Source organism: Amycolatopsis sp. NPDC003865 (genome assembly GCF_053605345.1).
On sequence record NZ_JBSGJA010000004.1, the window covers coordinates 224,473 to 245,065 of the forward strand.

The 20,593-nt window shown below is 71.5% G+C and carries 19 protein-coding genes; 14 read left to right on the forward strand and 5 right to left on the reverse strand.

Going from position 1 to position 20,593, the window contains the following annotated elements; translation table 11 throughout:
* Positions 1–5 precede the first annotated feature (5 nt).
* Genes ACWEVP_RS12650 through ACWEVP_RS12695 form a run of 10 tightly spaced genes read left to right on the forward strand, consistent with a single transcriptional unit; the run spans position 6 to position 9,159 of the window.
* Positions 6–854 carry an MlaE family ABC transporter permease gene (locus tag ACWEVP_RS12650; RefSeq protein WP_452062674.1) on the forward strand — a complete coding sequence of 283 codons (849 nt, stop codon included), beginning with the start codon at positions 6–8 and terminating at the stop codon, positions 852–854.
* A complete protein-coding gene (locus ACWEVP_RS12655) occupies positions 851–2,128 on the forward strand; it encodes an MCE family protein (protein ID WP_452062675.1) in 1,278 nt (425 codons plus the stop codon). Before ACWEVP_RS12650 ends, ACWEVP_RS12655 begins: the two co-directional genes overlap by 4 nt.
* Positions 2,125–3,132: an MCE family protein gene (locus ACWEVP_RS12660; protein ID WP_452062676.1), complete on the forward strand. Its 1,008-nt coding sequence runs from the start codon at positions 2,125–2,127 to the stop codon at positions 3,130–3,132. Before ACWEVP_RS12655 ends, ACWEVP_RS12660 begins: the two co-directional genes overlap by 4 nt.
* A complete protein-coding gene (locus tag ACWEVP_RS12665) occupies positions 3,129–4,121 on the forward strand; it encodes an MCE family protein (protein ID WP_452062677.1) in 993 nt (330 codons plus the stop codon). The genes ACWEVP_RS12660 and ACWEVP_RS12665 overlap by 4 nt, the downstream gene beginning before the upstream one ends.
* Positions 4,118–5,125: an MCE family protein gene (locus ACWEVP_RS12670; RefSeq protein WP_452062678.1), complete on the forward strand. Its 1,008-nt coding sequence runs from the start codon at positions 4,118–4,120 to the stop codon at positions 5,123–5,125. The genes ACWEVP_RS12665 and ACWEVP_RS12670 overlap by 4 nt, the downstream gene beginning before the upstream one ends.
* Entirely contained in the window at positions 5,122–6,183 is a 1,062-nt protein-coding gene (locus ACWEVP_RS12675; RefSeq protein WP_452062679.1) for an MCE family protein, read from the forward strand. The genes ACWEVP_RS12670 and ACWEVP_RS12675 overlap by 4 nt, the downstream gene beginning before the upstream one ends.
* Positions 6,183–7,388 carry an MCE family protein gene (locus tag ACWEVP_RS12680; protein ID WP_452062680.1) on the forward strand — a complete coding sequence of 402 codons (1,206 nt, stop codon included), beginning with the start codon at positions 6,183–6,185 and terminating at the stop codon, positions 7,386–7,388. Before ACWEVP_RS12675 ends, ACWEVP_RS12680 begins: the two co-directional genes overlap by 1 nt.
* On the forward strand, positions 7,373–7,888 hold the full coding sequence (locus ACWEVP_RS12685) for a hypothetical protein (RefSeq protein ID WP_452062681.1): 516 nt from the start codon (positions 7,373–7,375) through the stop codon (positions 7,886–7,888). The genes ACWEVP_RS12680 and ACWEVP_RS12685 overlap by 16 nt, the downstream gene beginning before the upstream one ends.
* On the forward strand, positions 7,885–8,448 hold the full coding sequence (locus ACWEVP_RS12690; RefSeq protein WP_452062682.1) for a hypothetical protein: 564 nt from the start codon (positions 7,885–7,887) through the stop codon (positions 8,446–8,448). Before ACWEVP_RS12685 ends, ACWEVP_RS12690 begins: the two co-directional genes overlap by 4 nt.
* 42 nt (positions 8,449–8,490) lie before the next feature.
* Positions 8,491–9,159, forward strand: coding sequence for a hypothetical protein (locus tag ACWEVP_RS12695; protein WP_452062683.1), 669 nt, complete (start codon positions 8,491–8,493; stop codon positions 9,157–9,159).
* A gap of 56 nt (positions 9,160–9,215) precedes the next feature.
* Here ACWEVP_RS12695 and ACWEVP_RS12700 read toward each other — a convergent pair whose 3' ends face one another.
* Complete coding sequence (locus ACWEVP_RS12700) at positions 9,216–10,160, reverse strand: RCC1 domain-containing protein (RefSeq protein WP_452062684.1); 945 nt, start codon at positions 10,158–10,160, stop codon at positions 9,216–9,218.
* Positions 10,161–10,523: 363 nt separating this feature from the next.
* Between ACWEVP_RS12700 and ACWEVP_RS12705 the strand changes: the two genes are divergently transcribed.
* Together ACWEVP_RS12705 and ACWEVP_RS12710 are read left to right on the forward strand one after the other, a co-directional pair.
* Positions 10,524–11,144: a DUF6801 domain-containing protein gene (locus ACWEVP_RS12705; protein ID WP_452062685.1), complete on the forward strand. Its 621-nt coding sequence runs from the start codon at positions 10,524–10,526 to the stop codon at positions 11,142–11,144.
* Between the two features lie 89 nt (positions 11,145–11,233).
* A complete protein-coding gene (locus ACWEVP_RS12710) occupies positions 11,234–12,664 on the forward strand; it encodes a DUF6801 domain-containing protein (protein WP_452062686.1) in 1,431 nt (476 codons plus the stop codon).
* Positions 12,665–12,728: 64 nt separating this feature from the next.
* On the opposite strand, the gene ACWEVP_RS12715 is transcribed toward ACWEVP_RS12710, so the two are convergent.
* Entirely contained in the window at positions 12,729–14,009 is a 1,281-nt protein-coding gene (locus ACWEVP_RS12715) for a PucR family transcriptional regulator (RefSeq protein WP_452062687.1), read from the reverse strand.
* 306 nt (positions 14,010–14,315) lie between these two features.
* Between ACWEVP_RS12715 and ACWEVP_RS12720 the strand changes: the two genes are divergently transcribed.
* Both ACWEVP_RS12720 and ACWEVP_RS12725 read left to right on the forward strand, forming a co-directional pair.
* A complete protein-coding gene (locus ACWEVP_RS12720) occupies positions 14,316–15,011 on the forward strand; it encodes a hypothetical protein (protein WP_452062688.1) in 696 nt (231 codons plus the stop codon).
* The gene (locus tag ACWEVP_RS12725) at positions 15,008–15,367 is read left to right on the forward strand and encodes a GntR family transcriptional regulator (RefSeq protein WP_452062689.1); all 360 of its coding nucleotides are present in this window, start codon (positions 15,008–15,010) and stop codon (positions 15,365–15,367) included. Before ACWEVP_RS12720 ends, ACWEVP_RS12725 begins: the two co-directional genes overlap by 4 nt.
* Here the strand turns inward: ACWEVP_RS12725 and ACWEVP_RS12730 are convergent.
* The 3 genes from ACWEVP_RS12730 to ACWEVP_RS12740 form a co-directional block, all read right to left on the reverse strand.
* Complete coding sequence (locus ACWEVP_RS12730; protein ID WP_452062690.1) at positions 15,339–16,145, reverse strand: arginase family protein; 807 nt, start codon at positions 16,143–16,145, stop codon at positions 15,339–15,341. The genes ACWEVP_RS12725 and ACWEVP_RS12730 overlap by 29 nt on opposite strands.
* A complete protein-coding gene (locus ACWEVP_RS12735; protein ID WP_452062691.1) occupies positions 16,142–19,519 on the reverse strand; it encodes a pyruvate carboxylase in 3,378 nt (1,125 codons plus the stop codon). Before ACWEVP_RS12735 ends, ACWEVP_RS12730 begins: the two co-directional genes overlap by 4 nt.
* A 133-nt stretch (positions 19,520–19,652) precedes the next feature.
* On the reverse strand, positions 19,653–20,561 hold the full coding sequence (locus tag ACWEVP_RS12740) for a S8 family peptidase (protein WP_452062692.1): 909 nt from the start codon (positions 20,559–20,561) through the stop codon (positions 19,653–19,655).
* Between the last annotated feature and the right edge of the window lie 32 nt (positions 20,562–20,593).

A 20,593-nucleotide genomic window follows, 5' to 3' on the forward strand; every position in this document is an offset into this window, starting at 1 on the left:
CCGTGGTGACCACCGACGTCCCGAGATCCGCCCGGGTCCGCGAAACCGTCGACCGGAGCTTCGGCTTCCTCGACACCCTCGGCGACCAGATCCTGTTCTTCCTCCGCGCGATCGCCTGGATCCCGCGTGCGCTGCACCGCTACCTGCGGGAGATCGTCCGGCTGCTGGCCGAGGTCAGCTTCGGCAGCGGCGCGCTCGCCGTCATCGGCGGCACGATCGGCGTGATGATCGGGATGACCGTCGCCACCGGCACGGTCGTCGGCCTGCAGGGCTACTCCGCGCTCAACCAGGTCGGGACGTCGGCGTTCGCCGGGTTCGTCTCCGCCTACTTCAACACCCGCGAGATCGCGCCGCTGGTGAGTGGCCTCGCGTTGTCCGCCACCGTCGGCTGCGGCTTCACCGCGCAGCTGGGCGCGATGCGGATCTCCGAGGAGATCGACGCCCTCGAGGTCATGGGCATCCCCAGCGTCCCCTACCTGGTGACGACGCGGGTGATCGCCGGCTTCCTCGCCGTCATCCCGCTCTACGCGATCGGGCTGCTGTCGAGCTACCTCGCCTCGCGGCAGATCACCGTGTGGTTCTTCGGCCAGTCCGCGGGCACCTACGACCACTATTTCCTGCTGTTCCTCCCGCCCGGCGACGTGCTGTGGTCGTTCGGGAAGGTCCTCGTGTTCAGCGTCGTCGTGGTGCTGGCCCACTGCTACTACGGCTTCCGCGCGAGCGGCGGCCCGGCCGGGGTCGGCGTGGCGGTCGGTCGCGCGGTGCGCACGGCGATCGTCGCGATCAGCGTGCTCGACTTCTTCCTGTCCCTGGCGATCTGGGGTGCGACGACCACCGTGCAGGTGGCCGGATGAGACGCGAAACCCGCCGCAAGGCCGGGATCCGCACCGCGGGCGTGCTGTTCCTGGTGGTCATGGGCGTCCTCGTGACGCTCTCGATCAAGGTGTACGACAAGGACTTCGTCAGCACGGTCCCGGTGACGCTCAAGGCGAGCCGGATCGGCAACCAGCTGCAGCCGGGCGGTCAGGTCAAGGCCCGCGGGGTGCTCGTCGGCGAGATCCGTGAAGTGCGGGCGACCCCGCAGGGTGCCGAGATAGCGCTTGCTCTGGAGCCGGACAAGGTGGACCTGCTGCCCGGCAACGTCTCCGCGCTCCTGGTGCCGAAGACGCTGTTCGGCGAGCGGTACGTCCAGCTGTCCATTCCGGACGGTGTCCGGGCCCCGCACCTGGTCGCCGGTTCCGTGATCGAGCAGGACCGGTCGGCGAACGCGATCGAGCTGGAACGCGTCTTCGACAACCTGCTGCCGCTGCTGAAAGCCGTCCAGCCGCAGAAGCTCGCGACGACGCTGACCGCGGTCTCGACGGCGCTGCAGGGGCGTGGCGAGCAGATCGGCGAGACGCTTTCCACCGCTGCCGACTACCTGACGGACTTCACCCCGCAGCTGCCGGCGTTCACCAAGGACGTCCAGGACCTCGCGTCGGTTTCCCGGCTCTACGGCGACATCGCCCCCGACCTGCTGGACGCGCTCACCGACTCCGCCGTCACGCTGAACACCGTGCGGGACAAGGCCCCCGACCTCGCGACGGTCTACCAAGAGGTGTTGAGTTCGTCGGGTGAGGTCCGGGAGTTCCTGAACCGCAACAAGAACACCATCATCGCCCTCTCCGCCGACAGCCGCTCGGCGCTGGAGGTCGCGGCGCGCTACTCCCCCAGCTTCCCGTGCACCATCAAGGCGATGGACGCGCTGCGCGAGCCGGTCGACGAGGCGCTGGGCAAGGGCACGAACCAGCCCGGCATGCACGCACAGGTCACCGTCAGCCAGGCCCGCGGCAAGTACGTGCCCGGCAGGGACGACCCGATGTACCCGGCCGACGGCGGCGGCCCGCGCTGCTACCCCAGCGGCGTCTCGCCGACCACCGGCACCGCCGCGGTGGCGCCCGGCGCGCCGCAGCACCCGCTGGTGACCGGCACGCGCGACGACCTCGGCGTCGCGAACTCGCCGCAGGAACGGGAACTGCTGGCCACGATCCTGGCGCCGCAACTGGGCGTGCCCACCGGGCAGGTCGCGGGCTGGAGCAGCGTGCTGGTCGGCGCGCTCTACCGCGGCACGGAGGTGACGCTCAAGTGAGGAAGTTCGCCGCCCCGCTGATCAAGAGCCTCATCTTCGTCCTGGTCACCACGGCCGCGACCGTGCTGCTGGCCGTGTCCATCGCGAACACCGGTGTCGGCCGGACCGACCTCTACGGCGCCACGTTCACCGACGCGACCTCGCTGAACGTCGGCGACGACGTCCGGATCTCCGGGGTCCGGGTCGGCCAGGTCGAGGAGCTGGAGATCGCCGACCACAGCCTGGCGCACGTCCGGTTCTCCCTCGACCAGGGCCGGCAGCTGCCCGCCGACGTCGGCGCGGTCATCAAGTACCGCAACATGGTCGGCCAGCGCTACATCGCGCTCGAACGCGGCGCGGGCGGGAAGGGCACACTGCCGGTGGGCGGGGAGATCCCGCTGAACCGCACGACGCCGGCGCTGGACCTGACCGACCTCTTCAACGGTTTCAAGCCGTTGTTCCAGGCGCTCTCGCCCACCGACGTCAACCAGCTCTCCGGCGAGATCGTCCAGGTGCTGCAAGGCGAAGGCGGCACGGTCGAAGAACTGCTCGCCCACACGGGGTCGCTCACCTCGACGCTGGCGAGCCGCGACCAGCTCATCGGCGACGTCATCACCAACCTCAACCACGTGCTCGGCACGGTGAACAGCAAGGGAACCGCGCTGACGACGTTGATCTCGACGCTGCGGGAGCTCGTCTCCGGCCTGGCCGCGGACCGCACCGCGATCGGCGACGCGATCGGCGGCCTCGGCGACCTCTCGACGGCCACCGCGGGCCTGCTCGGCGACGCCCGGACGCCGTTGAAGGACAGCATCACCGGGCTCGACGGCGTCACGAAGAACCTCGCCGACGAGAAGACGTTGCCAGGCCTCGAACAGACGCTGTCCACGCTGCCCGGGAAGCTGAACAGCCTGGGCCGGATCGCCTCCTACGGCTCGTGGATGAACTTCTACCTCTGCAGCTCCACCCTGCAGACCACGCCCCCGCGCGGGACGCCGGTCACGGCGGAGAGGTGCGGCTCGTGAAGTCCTTCAAGGAACGCAATCCGCTCGCCCTCGGCGTCGCCGGCAGCGTCGTGCTCGCCGCGCTGCTGACCGTGACGTTCAACTACGACAACCTGCCGGTCGTCGGCGGCGGCACCACCTACCGCGCCGAGTTCTCCGAAGCGGCCGGGCTGCAGGCCGACGACGAGGTCCGCGTCGCCGGCATCAAGGTCGGCGAGGTGCGCGACGTCGAGCTGGCCGACGACCACGTGCTCGTCACCTTCCGCGTCAAGAACGCGTGGGTCGGCGACCGGACGTCGGCGGAGATCCGGATCAAGACGCTGCTGGGCCGCAAGTTCCTCGCGCTCAAGCCGACCGGCGACGCCGTGCAGGACCCGGGCCAGGCGATCCCGCGCTCCCGGACGGTCACCCCCTACGACGTCACCGAGGCGTTCAACGGCCTCGCGAACACCGCGGGCGCGATCGACACCACGCAGCTCGCCGACAGCTTCACCGCGATCAGCGACACCTTCCGCAACGCCCCGGCCCACGTGCGCACCGCGCTCGACGGCCTGTCCGCGCTGTCGAAGACCGTGTCCTCCCGCGACGACCAGCTCGCCGACCTGCTGGCCAACGCCCGCAAGATCACCACGACGCTGGCGAACTCCAACGAGGACTTCGAGCAGCTGCTCTCCGACGGCAACCTGCTGCTCGGGGAGCTGGACCGGCGCCGCCAGGCCATCCACGACCTGCTGACCGGCGCGCAGGCACTGGCGACCCAGCTCTCCAGGCTGGTCGCCGACAACACCGCGGCGCTGAAGCCCGCGTTGAGCCAGCTGAACACGGTGACCGACCTGCTGTCGCGCCAGAACGGCAACCTGGAGCAGAGCCTGGCCGCGGCCGGCCCGGTCTTCCGGCTGGCGAACAACGCGCTGGGCAACGGCCGGTGGCTCGACGCCTACCTCTGCGGGCTGCTGCCGGAGAACCGCGACCCGTGCACGCCGCCGAAGCAGTTCGGAGCCCCGAAGTGAACGCCACCCGCACCTACCGGTTCCTCGCCGCGGCGGTCGTCACGGCGCTCGTCGTCGTGGCCGGGCTGTGGTGGGTCTTCTCCGGCTCGGGCCTCGACCGCGCGACCGTGCTGTTCTCCCGCGCGGTCGGCGTCTACAGCGGCTCGGACGTCCGGCTGCTCGGCGTCCGGATCGGCCAGGTCGAGTCGGTGACCCCGCGCGGCGAGCAGGTCGAGGTGACGCTGACCTACGACGGCTCCGCGCCGATCGCGGCCGACACCGACGTCGTCGTCATCGCGCCCAGCGTCGTCGCCGACCGGTACGTCCAGTTCTCCAAGCCCGCGCGCGGCGGGCCGCGGCTGGTGAACGGCGCGGTCATCGGCGTCGACCGCAGCGCGACCCCGGTCGAGCTGGACGAGCTGTACGCCAGCCTCGACACGCTCACCAAGGCGCTCGGCCCGGACGGCGCCAACAAGAACGGCGCGCTCTCGGACCTGCTCACCACCGGTGCGAACAACCTGCGCGGCAACGGGACCGCGTTCAACGACTCGGTCAAGCAGCTCTCCGAACTGGCCCGGACCCTGGCCGGCAACTCCGGCGACCTGTTCACCACCGTCCGGGAGCTGCAGCGGTTCACGTCCATGCTGGCCGCCAACGACGACCAGGTGGCCAAGGTCAACCAGCAGCTGTCGTCGGTGTCGGGCACGCTGTCGGCCAACCGCGACGAGCTGGCTTCGGCCCTGCGGTCGCTCGGTACCGCGCTCGGGGACATCCAGGGGTTCCTCAAGGACAACCGGGCGCTCATCAAGTCCAATGTGGACAAGCTGGCGGTGACCACGCAGACGCTGGTCGACCAGCGCGCGTCCCTGGCCGAGTACCTCGAAACCGCGCCGCTGGCCGCGACCAACCTGCTCCAGACGATCGACCCCGCCACCGGGGCGCTGCAGAGCCGCACCGACCTGCTCGACTACCTGCCCCTGCCGGTGACCGGGTCGGTCTACACGAACGAGGCGGGCGGCCGATGAGACCACTGCGACGCGTAACCGCACTGGCGGCGGGTTGCTGCCTGGTGCTGACGGCCTGCTCCGGCGAGTTCAAGGGCGTCTACGACCTGCCGCTGCCCGGCGGCGCCGACGTCGGCGACCACCCGTACCACGTCACCGTCCAGTTCGCCGACGTCCTCGACCTGGTGCCGCAGGCCGCGGTCAAGGTCGGCGACGTCCCGGTCGGCCGGGTCCGGACCATCCGTCTCGGCGCGGACGGCTGGACCGCCGAAGCCGTCGTCGAGGTCAACGGCGACGTCGTGCTGCCCGCCGACGCCGTCGCGCGGCTGCGCCAGTCCAGCCTGCTCGGCGAGAAGTTCGTCGAACTGGCCGCGCCCGAAGGGGAAGCGAAGCAGACCGCGCGGCTGGCCGACAACGCCGTGATCCCGGTGTCGCGCACCAACCGCAACCCCGAGTTCGAAGAGGTCTTCGGCGCGCTTTCCCTGCTGCTCAACGGCGGCGGCATCGGGCAGCTGCAGACCATCAACCGCGAGCTGAGCAAGGTGATGACCGGCAACGAGACGCAGATCCGCTCGTTCCTCTCCGGCGTCAACACCCTCGCCACCGACCTCGACGCGCACCGCCAGGACATCACCGCGGCCCTCGAAGGCGTCAACCGGCTCGCGACGACGCTCGCCGACCGCGACAAGCAGGTCGAAGGCGCGCTCACCGACCTCACGCCGGGCCTGCGCACGCTGACCGACCAGCGCACCCAGCTGGTGGCGATGCTGCAGTCGCTCGACGACCTCTCCGGCGTCGCCACCGACGTCATCCACAAGAGCAAGGACGACCTCGTCGCCGACCTGCGGGCGCTCGCGCCGATCCTGCACCGCCTGGCCGACGCCGGGGCGTCGCTGCCGAAAGCCCTGGAAATCCTGCCGTCGTTCCCGTACACCGACGCCGTCATCCCGGCGATCAAGGGCGACTACCTCAACGTCTACCTGTCGGTCATCCCCGCTCCGGGGACGACACTGCCCCCGCCGGGCGAGGGCACCCCGCCGGACCTGCCGGTCCTGCCGCTGCCGTCGGGAGGCCAGTGATGCTGACCACCCGGGTCCGGATCCAGGTCGTCGCGTTCGTCGTGATCTCGCTCGTCACCGTCGCGTTCGTCGGCGCGAACTACGCCGGGATCGACCGGCTCTTCGGCGGCAGCGGCTACACCGTGAAGCTGGAACTCGCCGAGGGCGGCGGCATCTTCACCAACGGCGAGGTGACCTACCGCGGCGTCGCCGTCGGGCGGATCGGCGAGCTGCGGCTGACGCCGTCCGGGATGGAGGCCGACCTGGTCATCGACGGCTCGGCCCCGCCGATCCCGTCGAACGCCCAGGCGGTGGTGGCCAACCGGTCCGCGGTCGGCGAGCAGTACGTCGACCTGCGGCCGCGGACGTCCGACGGCCCGTACCTGGCCGGCGGCTCGGTCATCCCGCGGGAGAAGACGACGCTGCCGATGCCGGTGCAGCACCTGCTCGGCGACCTCGACTCGCTGACGGCGTCGGTGCCGACCGGCGACCTGCGCACGGTCGTCGACGAGCTGGACGACGCGCTGCGCGGCACCGGCCCGGACCTGCAGGTGCTGCTCGACACCGCGACGTCGTTCACGAGGGACGCCGCGGCCAGCCTGCCGCAGACGACGAAGCTCATCGACGACGGCTCGACCGTGCTGCGCACCCAGCTGGACTCCTCGGCCGAATGGCGCTCGTTCACCAGCAACGCCAAGCTGTTCGCCGCACAGCTGTCCTCTTCGGACGGTGACCTGCGGCGGCTGATCGCCACCGCGCCGCCCGCCGCGTCCGAGCTGGGCACGCTGCTGAAGGAGACCCACCCCGGGCTGCCGATCCTGCTGGCCAACCTGCTCACCACCGCGCAGGTGGTCCAGGCCCGCACCGGCGACCTGGAGCAGCTGCTGGTCATGACGCCGAAGATGGTCGCGGCGACGTCGACGGCGTTCGACGGCGGCGAGGCCAACCTCGGCATGGCGCTGACGTTCTACGACCCCGTCCCCTGCCGCGCCGGGTACGAGGGCACGCGGTTCCGGCCCAGCACCGACACCTCGCCGCTGCCGTTCAACACCGGCGCGTCGTGCACGCTCGAGAAGGGCGACGCGACCTCGGTGCGGGGGTCGCAGAACGTGCCCCGCCCGCCGGTGCCCGCACCGGCGGTGCCCGGCCCCGGCGCCCCGCTCACCACGCCGGGCGGCCTGGCGGTGTCCCCGACCCTCGAGGAGATGCTGTGGCTGGGAAAGTGAAGTGGCCGCTGCGGGCGGCGGTGCTCGCGGTCGTCGTCACCGCCGCCTTCGCGGCCTGGTCGGGGTTCGCCTGGTACCGCACCGCGCACAGCGAGGAACTCACCTACGGCACCACGCGCGACGAAGCGCTGAGTGCCGGACGCGAGCTGGTCGCGCGGCTGTGCACGCTGGACTACCACCAGCTCGACCAGGGGCTCGGGCAGTGGCTCGACGCCTCGACCGGCCCGCTGCACGAGCGGCTCGCCCACACCGACGACGCCACGAAGAAGACGCTCACGCAGGACGCGACGGTGTCCACCGGCAAGGTCCTGGACGCGGCGCTCAGCGAACTGGACGAGCACGCCGGCACCGCGAAGCTGATCGCGTCGGTGGAGATCACCGCGCAGAAGGCCGGCGTCGCGCCGGCGACCAAGCGCAACCGGTTCGCCGCGGGACTGACCCGGACCGACGGCGGCTGGAAGCTCAGCGCGCTCGACGAGCTGCCGGTGGGGGCGCGATGAGCACCACCACGGAAGACGATGTGGCCGTCGAAGAGGTCGTCGCCGAGGAGCCGCGGCGGCGCCGGTGGCTGCTGCCGCTGCTGGTCGCCGTCTCGGTGCTGTTCGCCGGGACCGGCGTGGCGTTCACGGTCGCGGCGCGGTCGGCGGCGGACGACCCGGCCGCGGCCAACCACGCGCTGACCGACGTCGGCGCCACCGCGGAGGTCACCTCGGCGGTGACGCTCGCGCTCAACCGGATCTTCTCCTACGCCTACGACCGCACCGACGTCACCGAGCAGGCCGCGAAGGACGTCCTGCGCGGCGACGCCCTCGCCACCTACGACCGGCTGTTCGCGCAGGTGAAGGAAAAAGCACCGGCCCAGAAACTGGTGCTGACGACGCGGGTGACGTCGTCGGCGGTGCAGGAGATACGCGACGGCCACGCCCGGCTGCTCGTGTTCCTCGACCAATCGGCGACCCGCGCCGACAACAATTCCAGCAGTTCCGCCGCGGCCCAGCTTTCGGTGGTCGCGGAACGCGAGGGAAACACCTGGAAAATCACCGGGCTCACCCCTCGCTGACCCCGTTTTCCCCACCGTTTCACAATGTGAAGGAGAGTCGGCATGCTTACTTTGTCGCGCACTCGGAAGAACGGCCGGAAATGGGCGCGCGCGGCCGCGGTCACGGCGGCAGCGGGCATCGCGATGAGCGTGGTCACCGCCGTTCCGGCCTCGGCCGACGTGGTCGAGATCCCGGTCGGCTACACGGTCACCGGCAGCACGGTCGTCAAGAAGACCGGCAGCGCGATGGCCCTGGGCCCGGGCACCCTCGACGGCGCCCTGATCATCGACGACCAGACCGGCTCGGTCGGCCTGCGCGCCGACCTCACGCTGCCGCCGTCGCAGGCCAACATCTCGCTGGTCTCGGGCATCTTCAAGATCAAGGCGAAGGTCAAGATCACCCCGACGGGCCCGGCCACGGGCACCATCGCCGACGGCACGCTGACCACGCACGCCCAGGCCAACATGGAGATCTACGACATCTGGGCGGGCCTGCTGGTCCCGGTGATCCCGCTGCCGACGGTGCCGGGCAGCTGCAAGGCGAGCAAGCCGCTCGACCTGGACCTCAGCGCCAAGGACGTCGACATCTTCGGCCCGAAGATCACGGTGACGGGCACTTACACCATCCCGGACTTCAAGAACTGCTTCATCGCCGACCTGGCCCTCGGCGCGCTGGTGTCGGGCCCGGGCAACACGATTTCCCTGGACCTGGCGGCCAAGACCGACGGCTGATCCGGTACGAAAAGAGGGGCTTCCCGGCGCGGGGAGCCCCTCTTTCCGTCGCCTGATCAGCAGGGCGCGTTCGGATCCGCCTTGAGCGCGACGGTGAACCGGTCGCCGGCGGAGAGGGAGAGGAACGGACCGCAGAGGCCCCAGCTCACCGGGTCGCCTTCGGTCACGTCGTTGGACCCCCAGGCGACGTAGTCCCCGTTGCTCTTGAGCGCGAAGTTGAAGGTCCACCCCGCCTCGATCGCGACGACGTCCGACAGCGCCGCCTCGGGGACGTCGACCTGGTGGTTGTCGTTGCGGCCCCAGGCGATGACCCGGCCGTCCTTGAGCGCGAGACTGTGCTGGTGACCCGCGGAAATCGCGGTGACGCCCGACTTCGCGTCGGCGGGGACGTCGGTCTGGCCGTGGTCGTCGGCGCCCCAGGCGAGCACCCCGCCGTCCTTGAGCGCCAGGCTGTGGTCGCCACCCGCGGACACCGCGGTGACGCCGGAGGTCGCGGCGGCCGGGACGTCCGAGCGGAGCCCCCAGCTGAGCACGCGCCCGCCTTTGAGGGCGAGGTTGTGCATGGCGCTGGTCGAGATGGCGGTGACGCCGGACCTCGCGTCGGCGGGCACTTGGGCCTGGCCGTACCAGTCGTTCCCCCAGGCCAGGACCCCGCCGTTCTTCAGCGCGAGCTCGTGGCCCCAGCCCGCGGCGATCGCGCTCACGCCCGACAGCGCGGCCTCGGGGACCTCGGTCTGCCCGAAGTTGTTGTCGCCCCACACCAGGACCTGGCCGCCCCGCAGGCCCATGGCGTCCATCCCGCCCATGGAGACGGCGCTGAGCCCGTCGGAAGCCTCCGGGGGCGGGCCCATGATGTAGTTCGAGAAGCCCCATTCGACGACGCCGCCGGTGCCCGGCGCCTGCGCGGAAGCGGACGCCGCCGACACCACCGGCACGGCGGCCAGGGTGGCGGCGAGCAGCACGGAGGCCCGGCGGTGGGCAGAGCGGAAACGGGGGGCCACGGCATCCTCTTTCGCTGAATCGATTCCCGCGGTCACGGTGCGCGCGTGGTATCGATAGTAACGCGCACAACCGCCGATCGGAACGCGGTCGAGTATTTGTCAAGAACGCACCAAGGTCATCACCGCACTGCTCCGGTGTTGACAAAAACTCATCCGGACAATGGCCGTCGGAAACCGACCACGTGACATCCTTGTTGCGCAACCGACTGGCGAGTAACCTCATTTATCACAGCCACCTCGCGAGGGTTGGGGCTGCACCAGGGAAAACACCCGGGGGAATTCGCGGTACCGATTCGGTCCGCGGGGCGCGTGGGCAACGCCCGCCCGAGACGTCAACTGGATGATCGAAGGAGATTGGCAGTCATGACCCGACTCAGGAACCTGTCCCTCAAGGCGGCCGCGACCGCCGCCACCGTCAGCGCGCTCGGCATGGTGCTGACCGGTGTGGCCTCGGCCGACACGACCTACAACGCCGGCGCGACCTACCGGTGCACCTTCCCCGGCATCCCGCAGCAGGACGTGGCCATCACCGCGTTCCTGACCGGTCCGGACTCGATCGCCGCCGGCGGCACCGCCGTGCCGACCAACGTCGGGGGCACCGCGACGATCTCCGCGGCCGTCCACTCGCTGCTGACGGCCGTCGGCTACGACGGTCTCCGCGGCACCGCGACCGTGCCGGTGACCGCCGCGAGCGGCTCGGTCTCCGGACCGGCGAGCGGACTGAACATCCCCGAGACGATCTACCCGGCCGGCGGCCCGATCACGGTGAACATCAGCCAAGTGGCGTCCTCGTCGATCCCGACCTACACCGCGCCGGCGGCCGCGGGCAGCGACACGCTGTCGCTCGGCACGCCGATCACCGCGGCCCTGCAGTTCCACAAGGCGTCCAACAACACCTGGGCGAACTGGAACATGAGCTGCACGCCGAAGACGACGAGCCCGGCGCAGAACCTCGCGTTCTCGCCGAGCTTCGTCATCACGTGACAGCGCTGATCTAGGTTTCACCGTAGGGATGGCCGGGGCCCCGGCCATCCCTACGGCTCGTTCCCCGGTGGTACGGACAGGAGCACGGCATGACCCCACGGCTGACCCGGCGGACGGCGACCCGCGGCGCGCTCGCGCTGCTGTGCGCGGTGTCGGTGAGCACCGGCGCGTTCACCGGGACGGGTTCCGCCGCGCCCGGGACCGCCGCCGCGGACGCCGGCAAGGGCGGGCGCGAGGTCGCGAAGACAGTCGCGGCGACCTGCCCCTTCGCCGACCCGGTGGGGCCGCTGAAGCTCGACGTGAAGACCGAGGCCACGCTGCCCGCCTCGATGACCACGGGCAAGCCCGCCACGATCGACGGCTTGGCCGTGTCGTTTTCGCTACCGCGCGCCGCCGCCCAGCAGCTGCTGGGTGCCGCCACCACCCTCGAAGGCGGCCTGACCTTCCAGTTGCTGCTGGAGCAGGGCAAAGTCAAGGACACCCTCGCCGTCCCGCTGACCATCGCCGCGACCCCGCTCCCGGCCGAGGGCGACCTGCCCCTGACGGCCAAGGGAAAGCTCCCCGCGTTCTCCCCCTCCGCCGCCGGCCTGCTGAAGATCCGGCTGACCGCGCCGAAACTCGCGCTGGGCCCGACGGGCGCGCCGCCCGAGCAGCCCGCCCAGCAGGTGCCGTGCACCGCCGACACCGGACAGGACCTCTCCTTCGGCTCGGTCGCCGTGCTGGCCGCCACCGCGCCGCCGTCCGGGAAACCGCTGCCCGGCAAGAAAGCCACGCCGGCGCCTCAGCCTGGTGGCACGAAGAAGCACTCCCTGCTCGACGATGAGCCGCCGGTGGACGAAAACGTCACGCTGGTCCTGCCGCTGCAGCCGAACCAGATCGACAACACGGCCACGATCGCCAAGACCGGCGCCAAGATCCACAGCAAGCCGGCCGCGCTGGTCAACGGCGTCTGGTTCCGGATCACGACGCCCGACGGGTTCCCCATCCGCAGCGAGATCACCGGCGAGGTGGCGTTCGCGCCGGTGACGGTGTCCTACCTCGGCTACGGGTTCTTGCCGATCACCGCGACGGTCGAGTTCCTGCCGGCCGACTACCGCAGCGGCACGATGATCCACTCGTTCGGCACGCTGTTCGACGGGATCCTGCGCAACCACCTCGACGTGGTCTCCCGGCTGAGCGACGTCAAGGTGAACGGCGTCCCGCTCGACGCCGGCCCGGACTGCGTCTCGGCGACGCCGATGCCGATCGACATGATCGGCGAGTACGACCCGTTCACCGGCGGCCTGATCGGCACCGACCCGGCGAACCCGGACCCGAAGTACCGCGGCTTCACGTTGCCCCCGTTCAAGAACTGCGGCGCGGCGGAGAAGCTGAGTTCGCTGTTCACGGGCCAGAACTCGGGCCCGGGCAACCAGGCCTCGGCGCGGCTGACGATCATCCAGCTGTGCATGGAGGCCGACCACCGCAACTGCCCGCCGGTCGCACCCATTCCCGCGGAGGCCTTCCGCGCGAGCCGCTGACCCTTTTGGACCGCGCCGATCTCCGCGCGGGGGCCGGGCCGGGTGGCGCGGCGGACGTGACCGGCTACCGAGGCGTCCACTGTGGACGTGAGCCGGCCCCCGAGCGCGGCGAGGGCAGCAGCTCGCTCACCGGGTACCGCAACGGCAACGGCGCCGCGCCCGCGCGCAACGCCAGCTCCATCTCGAACCGCGCCGCCGGGTCGCGAAGGCTGTCGCCGAACGTCGCCTGCAGCTGGCGCATGCGGTAGCGGACCGTCTGGGGGTGGACCCCCAGACGCTCCGCTATCTCCACCACGTTGCCCTGGCTGTCCAGCCACGCCCGCAGCGTCTCCAGCAGACGCTCCTGCTGCTTGCCCGTCATGTCCGCCAGCGGCGCGAACAGGCGGTGCCGGAGCGTGCCGACCAGGCCCGTGTCGGAGTTGACCAGCAGCGTCGCCAGGTGCTCCTCCGCGCGCAGCACCGGGCGCGGTGCCAGCACGCCGCGTTCGGCGAGGTGCAGCGCGTTGCGGGCCCAGCGCAGGGAATCCGCCACCGACGCCAGCGGGACGCACGGGCCGATCGACAGCCGGCAGTCCGGCAGGGCCACCTGCAGCGTCGCCAGGCGGGCGCCGCCGAGTTCGCCGGGAACCACCAGCTTCGGGTCGGGTGTGTCGAGCTCGGCGAGGATGTCGGCGTCGAGCCCCGCGTGGCGGCGGGCCGGGGCGACGCCGTCGGCCGGGCAGACCGCCACCGGCGTCGCGTCCGTCGGCACCGGCCAGCCGATCAGCTGGGCCAGCTCGGCGATCGCCTTCGGGGAGGCCGGCGGTACCTCCAGGATCAGGTGCAGCAGCTTGCGGCGCCAGGTGTCGAGCGCTCCCGCCGTGCGCGCCTTCGCCTCCAGGTAGCCGTCGAGCGCGACGGAGGCGAGTTCGTCCATGAACGCCAGCATCGCGTCGGCCAGCTGGGACATCACCGCCGACGAGAGCCCGCTTCTGCGCCCGACGCGCATGATCCGCCGCCACGACACGCGCGCGCCGACCCGGTACGCCGACTGCAGCGTGTCGAGGCTGCGGCCCTCGCGCATTTCGTTCTGCCCCAGCCGGTGGTGGACCTCGTGGGACTGTTCCTTCGAGACCGACGGGTCGGCGATCTGCGCGACGAACAACGTGATCGCGTATTCGACGCCGGCCCGGATGGACTTGCCGTACGGGCCGTCGAGCGGGCGCGCGTAGGCCGGGATGGTCGCGCGGATCTCGTCGACGATCTCGGCCGCGAGGCTGGCCAGCTCGGGCCGGAGGATGTCGGCGAGCTTGCGGGGCAGTGCGGCCGGTGGCGCAGCGTGTTCGAATCCGCGCTCCACCGACATCGCAGCTCCTTCGCTCCGCCCCGGGACTCCGGCACGCGCGTGCGTGACCGGGTACCCCGCACCTGAAGCGGGGTGACAACGGACACATCGAAAAGCTAGCGCCGAATGTGTCACCCGAATGAGAGGAAACCGATTTCTTGTCAGGTTCGTGACAAGTTCACCGGACGCGGCTGCGGGAAGCTGACAAGTATCCCGCCGACTGCACGTTCGCCTGCCTGCGAACGGCCGAACCACCCAACGAACGGTTCGCGGTGCGGTTACGCCGGCATCTTGTATCGTGTGGTTGATACAAGCGAGGAGGTCCGCATGCCGTGGGACAACGTGCTGGCGGTGGCGCTCGTCACCGGGCTGATCGGCCTGGCGATCCTGATCGTGCTCTGGCCGGGTGAGAAGCAGGGAAAACGCTTGCTGGTGCGCTGGGGCATCCCCGATCCGGACGCCGGCGAGGTGATGCTCGCCGTCCGGTACCTGAAGCGCCGCCGGTTCTGGTACCCGTGGCTCTTCCTCGCCCTGCCGCCGCTGCTCGACGACACCGGCCCGGGCGCGCTCTTCGCCACCCTGCTGCTGGGCGGCCTGATCGCCGAACTGCTGGCGCAGCGGCCGTCCCGCGGCCCGCGCCGGGAAGCGGACCTCGTCCCCCGGACCTTGCTGGGCGTCGTCCCGGCCTGGGTGCTGGTGCTCGGCGTGCTGGCCGCCACCGGGTCGATCACGCACCTCGCGCTGACGGCGCAGTGGAAGCTGCTGGCGGTCGCCGCGGGCACGGCGGTGATCTGCGCGGCGATCACCCTGCTCGCGGTGCGCCGCCCGCCGGTCGGCGGCCCCCGGGTCGACCTGGCGCTGCGCTGCCGCAGCACGCGGGTGGCGATCGGGCTGGGCATCGGCGCCTGCACGGCGATCGGCTGGCCGGCCGGTGACCTCCGCTCGCTGCTGGTGGTCGTGCTCGGGCTGGCCGCGTTCCTGGCCGTCACCGCGCCGGTGAAGCGGCAGCCGGCCCCGGCGTGAAGATCGTCGTCGACACGGAGAACGGGCTGGCACCCTGGCGGCAGGTGCACGACCAGGTGGTCCACGCGGTCAAGACGGGCTCGCTGGCGGAGGGCACGCGCCTGCCGCCGATCCGCCAGCTGGCCCGTGACCTGGGACTGGCGTCCGGAACGGTGGCCCGCGCGTACCGCGAACTGGAGGCGGCGGGCTGGGTGACGACGGCACGGGCCCGCGGCACGGTCGTGACGCTCCCGGAAGGCCGCCCGGTCCCCGCGGAACTGCTCCTCGCCGCCGCGGCGACCTACGCGACCCAGGCCCGGGAGCTCGGCGCCGACCTGGACACCGCCGTCAACGCCCTCCGTGCGGCCTGGTCGTGAGCAGCCGGCCCACCGCTTCCAGGACGGGCGTCAGCACCTCGACCTCACGCGAACTCCCCACGCACTCCGTGATCCCGGCGCCGACGACCTCGAACCGCTGCAGCGCGTCCAGTTCGGAGACCAGGCGGGCGATCGTCCAGCCGTCCGGCTCCGGGTGGTTCACCCCGGCGAACTCCCCGGGATCCAGCACGTCCAGGTCCACGTGCACGTACAGCTTTTCCACCCCGGTCAAGGCATCCAGTGCCGGGACGGCCAGTCCGCGGTCGACCGCCGCGCGTTCCTCCGGGTCGAACACCCGCGTCCCGAGCAAGGCCACGCGTCCCGGTTCCAGGGCCGGGTCGGCCGCGAACTCCGGGTCGCCCTCCCCGAACAGCGACCGCAGCACCATCCCGTGGAACGCCCCCGACGGCGACGTCGAAGCCGTGTTCAGGTCCGCGTGCGCGTCGAACCACGCGACGCCGAGGCCCGGCCCGTAGCGGTAGCGGGCCACGCCGATCGCGACCAGTTCGACCCCGCAGTCGCCGCCGACGGTCAGGACCGGGCCGCCCGGGGACTCCAGGGCCGCCAGCTGGGCCGCGCGGTTCGCCCCGGTCAGCACCGCCCGCGACGCGATCCCGCCGTCCACTTCGGACAGCGCGCGCGTCTGCCGGACGTGGTGCACCGGCCGGCCGAGCACGTGCCCGGCCAGCTCCGCGAGCGCGAGGCACCCGTCCGGCAGCTCCGCCGCCCGCGGTCCCACGGCGCCTTGGCGCTGCGGGACCGCGTTGATCAGCGTCATTCCAGGACGAGCAGGAGATCGCCGCCCTCGACCTGCTGGACGTTCGTGATCGCCAGCCGGCCCACCTTGCCGCCGGCGGACGCGGTGATCGACGCCTCCATCTTCATGGCCTCGATCGTCGCGACCGTCGCGCCGGCCTCGACCGTGTCGCCCTCGGCCACCTGCAGCGTGACGACGCCGGCGAACGGCGCGGCGACCTGCTTCGGGTTGCCCTTCTCCGCCTTCTCGGTCGCCGGGATGTCCGAGGCGATCGAGCGGTCGCGGATCTGGATCGGCCGCAGCTGGCCGTTGAGCGTCGACATCACCGTGCGGACGCCGCGTTCGTCGGCCTCGCCGATCGCCTCCAGCTCGATGAGCAGCCGGACACCCGGCTCGAGGTCGACGGAGTACTCCTCCCCCGGCCGCAGCCCGTAGAAGAAGTCCTTGCTGGGCAGCACGGACGTGTCGCCGTAGGCCTCGCGGTGTGCCTCGAACTCCTTGGTGGGCGCCGGGAACAGCAGCCGGTTGAGCGTCCGGCGCGGCTCCGAGGCGAGCGCCGAACGGTCCTCTTCGGACAGTTCCTGGACCGGCTTCGCCGCCGCGCGGCCCTCCAGGGCCTTGGTGCGGAACGGCTCCGGCCAGCCGCCGGGCGGGTCGCCCAGCTCACCGCGCAGGAAGCCGATCACCGAGTCGGGGATGTCGAACTTGTTCGGCTCCGCCTCGAAGTCGGCCGGCGAGACGCCCGCGCCGACCAGGTGCAGCGCGAGGTCGCCGACGACCTTCGACGACGGCGTCACCTTCACCAGGTGCCCGAGGATCTTGTCGGCCGCGGCGTACATGGCCTCGATGTCCTCGAACCGGTCGCCCAGGCCCAGCGCGATGGCCTGCGTGCGCAGGTTCGACAGCTGCCCGCCGGGGATCTCGTGGTCGTAGACGCGCCCGGTCGGCGACGCCAGCCCGGCCTCGAACGGCGCGTAGATCTTGCGCACGCTCTCCCAGTACGGCTCCAGGTCCCCGATCGCCCGCAGGTCCAGGCCGGTCGTGCGGGCCGAGTGGTCGGTGGCCGCCACGATCGAGGACAGCGACGGCTGCGACGTCGTGCCCGCCATCGACGAGACCGCGCCGTCGACGGCGTCCGCGCCCGCGTTGATCGCCGCGAGGTAGGTGGCCAGCTGGCCGCCCGCGGTGTCGTGGGTGTGGATGTGCACCGGCAGGTCGAACTCCTTGCGCAGCGCGGTGACCAGCTTGGTCGCCGCGGGCGCGCGCAGCAGCCCGGCCATGTCCTTGATCGCCAGGACGTGCGCCCCGGCGCCGACGATCTGCTCGGCCAGCTTGAGGTAGTAGTCGAGCGTGTAGAGCTTCTCGGCCGGGTCGGACAGGTCCGACGTGTAGCAGAGCGCCACCTCGGCGACGGCGGACCCGGTTTCGCGCACGGCTTCGATCGCCGGGCGCATCTGCTCGACGTCGTTGAGGGCGTCGAAGATCCGGAAGATGTCGATGCCGGTCTTCGTGGCCTCCTGGACGAAGGCGGTGGTCACCTCGGTCGGGTACGGCGTGTAGCCGACGGTGTTGCGCCCGCGCAGCAGCATCTGCAGGCAGATGTTCGGCACGGCCTCGCGCAGCGCGGCGAGCCGCTCCCACGGGTCCTCGGCGAGGAACCGCAGCGCGACGTCGTAGGTCGCGCCGCCCCAGCACTCCAGCGACAGCAGCTCGGGCAACGTGTTCGCGACGACCGGCGCCACCGCCAGGAGGTCCTTCGTGCGGACGCGGGTGGCGAGCAGCGACTGGTGCGCGTCGCGGAACGTCGTGTCGGTGACGCCGATGTGCGGCGACTTCCGCAGCCACTCCGCGAACCCGGCCGGGCCCAGCTCCACCAGCTTCTGCTTCGACCCCGGCGCCGGCTGGGCGTCCTTCGCGAGCTTCGGCAGCTTGAGCGTGGCGTCCGGCGTCTTCGGGCGCTCGCCGTTGGGCTTGTTGACCGTCTGGTCGGCGAGGTAGGTCAGCAGCCGCGTACCGCGGTCGGCGGACTGCCGCGCGGTGAGCAGCTGCGGGCGCTCCTCGATGAACGACGTCGTGACGCGCCCGGCGCGGAAGTCCGGGTCGTCGAGCACCGCCTGCAGGAACGGGATGTTCGTCGCGACGCCGCGGATCCGGAACTCGGCGACGGCGCGGCGCGCGCGGCCGACGGCGGTCTTGAAGTCGCGGCCGCGGCAGGTGAGCTTCACCAGCAGCGAGTCGAAGTGCGCGCTGATCTCGGTGCCGGAGAAGGCGGTGCCGCCGTCGAGCCGGATGCCGGAGCCGCCCGGCGAGCGGTAGGCGGAGATCATCCCGGTGTCCGGGCGGAACCCGTTGGCCGGGTCCTCGGTGGTGATGCGGCACTGCAGCGCGGCACCGCGCAGGTAGATCTTGTCCTGGGACAGGCCGAGGTCGTCGAGGGTCTCGCCGGAGGCGATCCGCAGCTGCGACTGCACGAGGTCGACGTCGGTGACCTCTTCGGTGACCGTGTGCTCGACCTGGATGCGCGGGTTCATCTCGATGAAGACGTGGTTGCCCTGCTTGTCGAGCAGGAACTCGACGGTGCCGGCGTTGCGGTAGCCGATCTGCTTCGCGAACTTGACGGCGTCCGCGCAGATCCGGTCACGCAGCTCGGGGTCGAGGTTCGGCGCGGGCGCCAGCTCGACGACCTTCTGGTGGCGCCGTTGCACCGAGCAGTCGCGCTCGTAGAGGTGGATGATGTTGCCCGCGCCGTCGGCGAGGATCTGCACCTCGATGTGCCGCGGCTCGACGACGGCCTTCTCCAGGAAGACGGTCGGGTCGCCGAAGGCGGACTCGGCCTCGCGCGCGGCGGCCTCGATGGACTCGCGCAGCTGGGCGGGGTCCTCGACGCGGCGCATCCCGCGCCCGCCACCACCGGCGACGGCCTTCACGAACACCGGGAAGCCCAGCTCCTCGGCCGCCGCGACCAGCGCGTCGACGTCGCTGGAGGGCTCGGACGACCCGAGCACCGGCACGCCGGCCTCGCGCGCGGCCTTGACCGCGCGGGCCTTGTTGCCGGTGAGCTCGAGGATGTCGGCGCTCGGCCCGACGAAGGTGATGCCCGCTTCTTCGCACGCGCGGGCGAGGTCGGGGTTCTCCGACAGGAAGCCGTACCCGGGGTAGACGGCGTCGGCCCCCGCCTTCTTCGCGGCGGCGACGATCTCGTCGACCGAGAGGTAGGCGCGCACGGGGTGACCGGGTTCGCCGATCTCGTACGCCTCGTCGGCCTTCAGCCGGTGCAGGGAGTTGCGGTCTTCGTGCGGAAACACGGCGACGGTCCCCGCGCCCAGTTCGTAGCCGGCGCGGAACGCTCGGATCGCGATCTCCCCGCGGTTGGCCACCAGCACCTTGCGGAACATGCCCGGTCCTTCCCAGTTGGATCGGTAAGTCAACGCACGTTACCCGGTTCTTCCCGCTCTGCGGGAGTTCAGTCCCGGGTGATGGACATCATGCGCCGCTGGGGGTTGGCGCCGACGGCGTCGGGGCAGCTTGTCAGGATCCCGGTGGCGCGTAAAGCAGCCGGTTGGCCGTGCCGTCCGGAACCCCCTTCAGCGCGTCCGTCGTCGCGGCCTGAACAAGCGCTTGGTCCACCTGGGCCGGGGTCGATTCCGGGTGCCGGGCGAGGTAGAGCGCCGCCACGCCGGCCGCGAACGCCGCCGCCATCGACGTCCCCGATTCGGGCCCCGCGCCGGTGCCGCCCGCGATCGGGCCGGGGACGTCGACGCCCGGGGCGTAGAGGTCGACGTCCTGGCCGAAGTTCGACGCCTTGTCCGGGTGGTCCTGGCTGTCGGTGGCCCCGACGGTCAGGGCTTCGGCGACCCGGCCCGGGGAGAAGCCGCTCGCGTCCGCCGTCTCGCTGCCCGCGGGGACCGCGACCGGGACGACGGCCGCGAGGCGCTTGACCGCGGCGTCGAGCCGGTCGTTCGGGACCCCGCCGATGCCGAGGACGGCGACGGCGGGCTGCTGGGCGTTCTGCGCGACCCAGTCGATGCCGGCGATGATCTGGTCGGTGGCGCCGCCGCCGTCCTTGTCGAGCACCCGCACCGGGACGATCTGCGCGCCCTTCGCGACGCCGTAGTCCTTGCCGGCGGCGATCCCCGCGAGACGGGTGCCGTGGCCGTTGGTGTCGGTGGTGTCGGAGCCGCCGTTCAGGAAGTCCCGCCCGGGCGCGACGCGGCCCTGGAAGTCGGGGTGCTTCGCGTCGACCCCGCTGTCGATCACGTAGAGGGTGACGCCCGCGGCATCGGTGGCGTAGCGGTAGGTGTGGTCGAGCCCGGCATGCTGGTCGATCCGGTCGAGGCCCCAGCTGGGTGGGTCGGCCTGCACCCCGCCGTCGGCGAGGGCGGGGGCCTGCCCGGCGAGCACGACCACCACGGCGGCCACCACTGTCGCTGTCTTCATGATCGTCGTCGTACCCCGGCGATGCCGGGCCG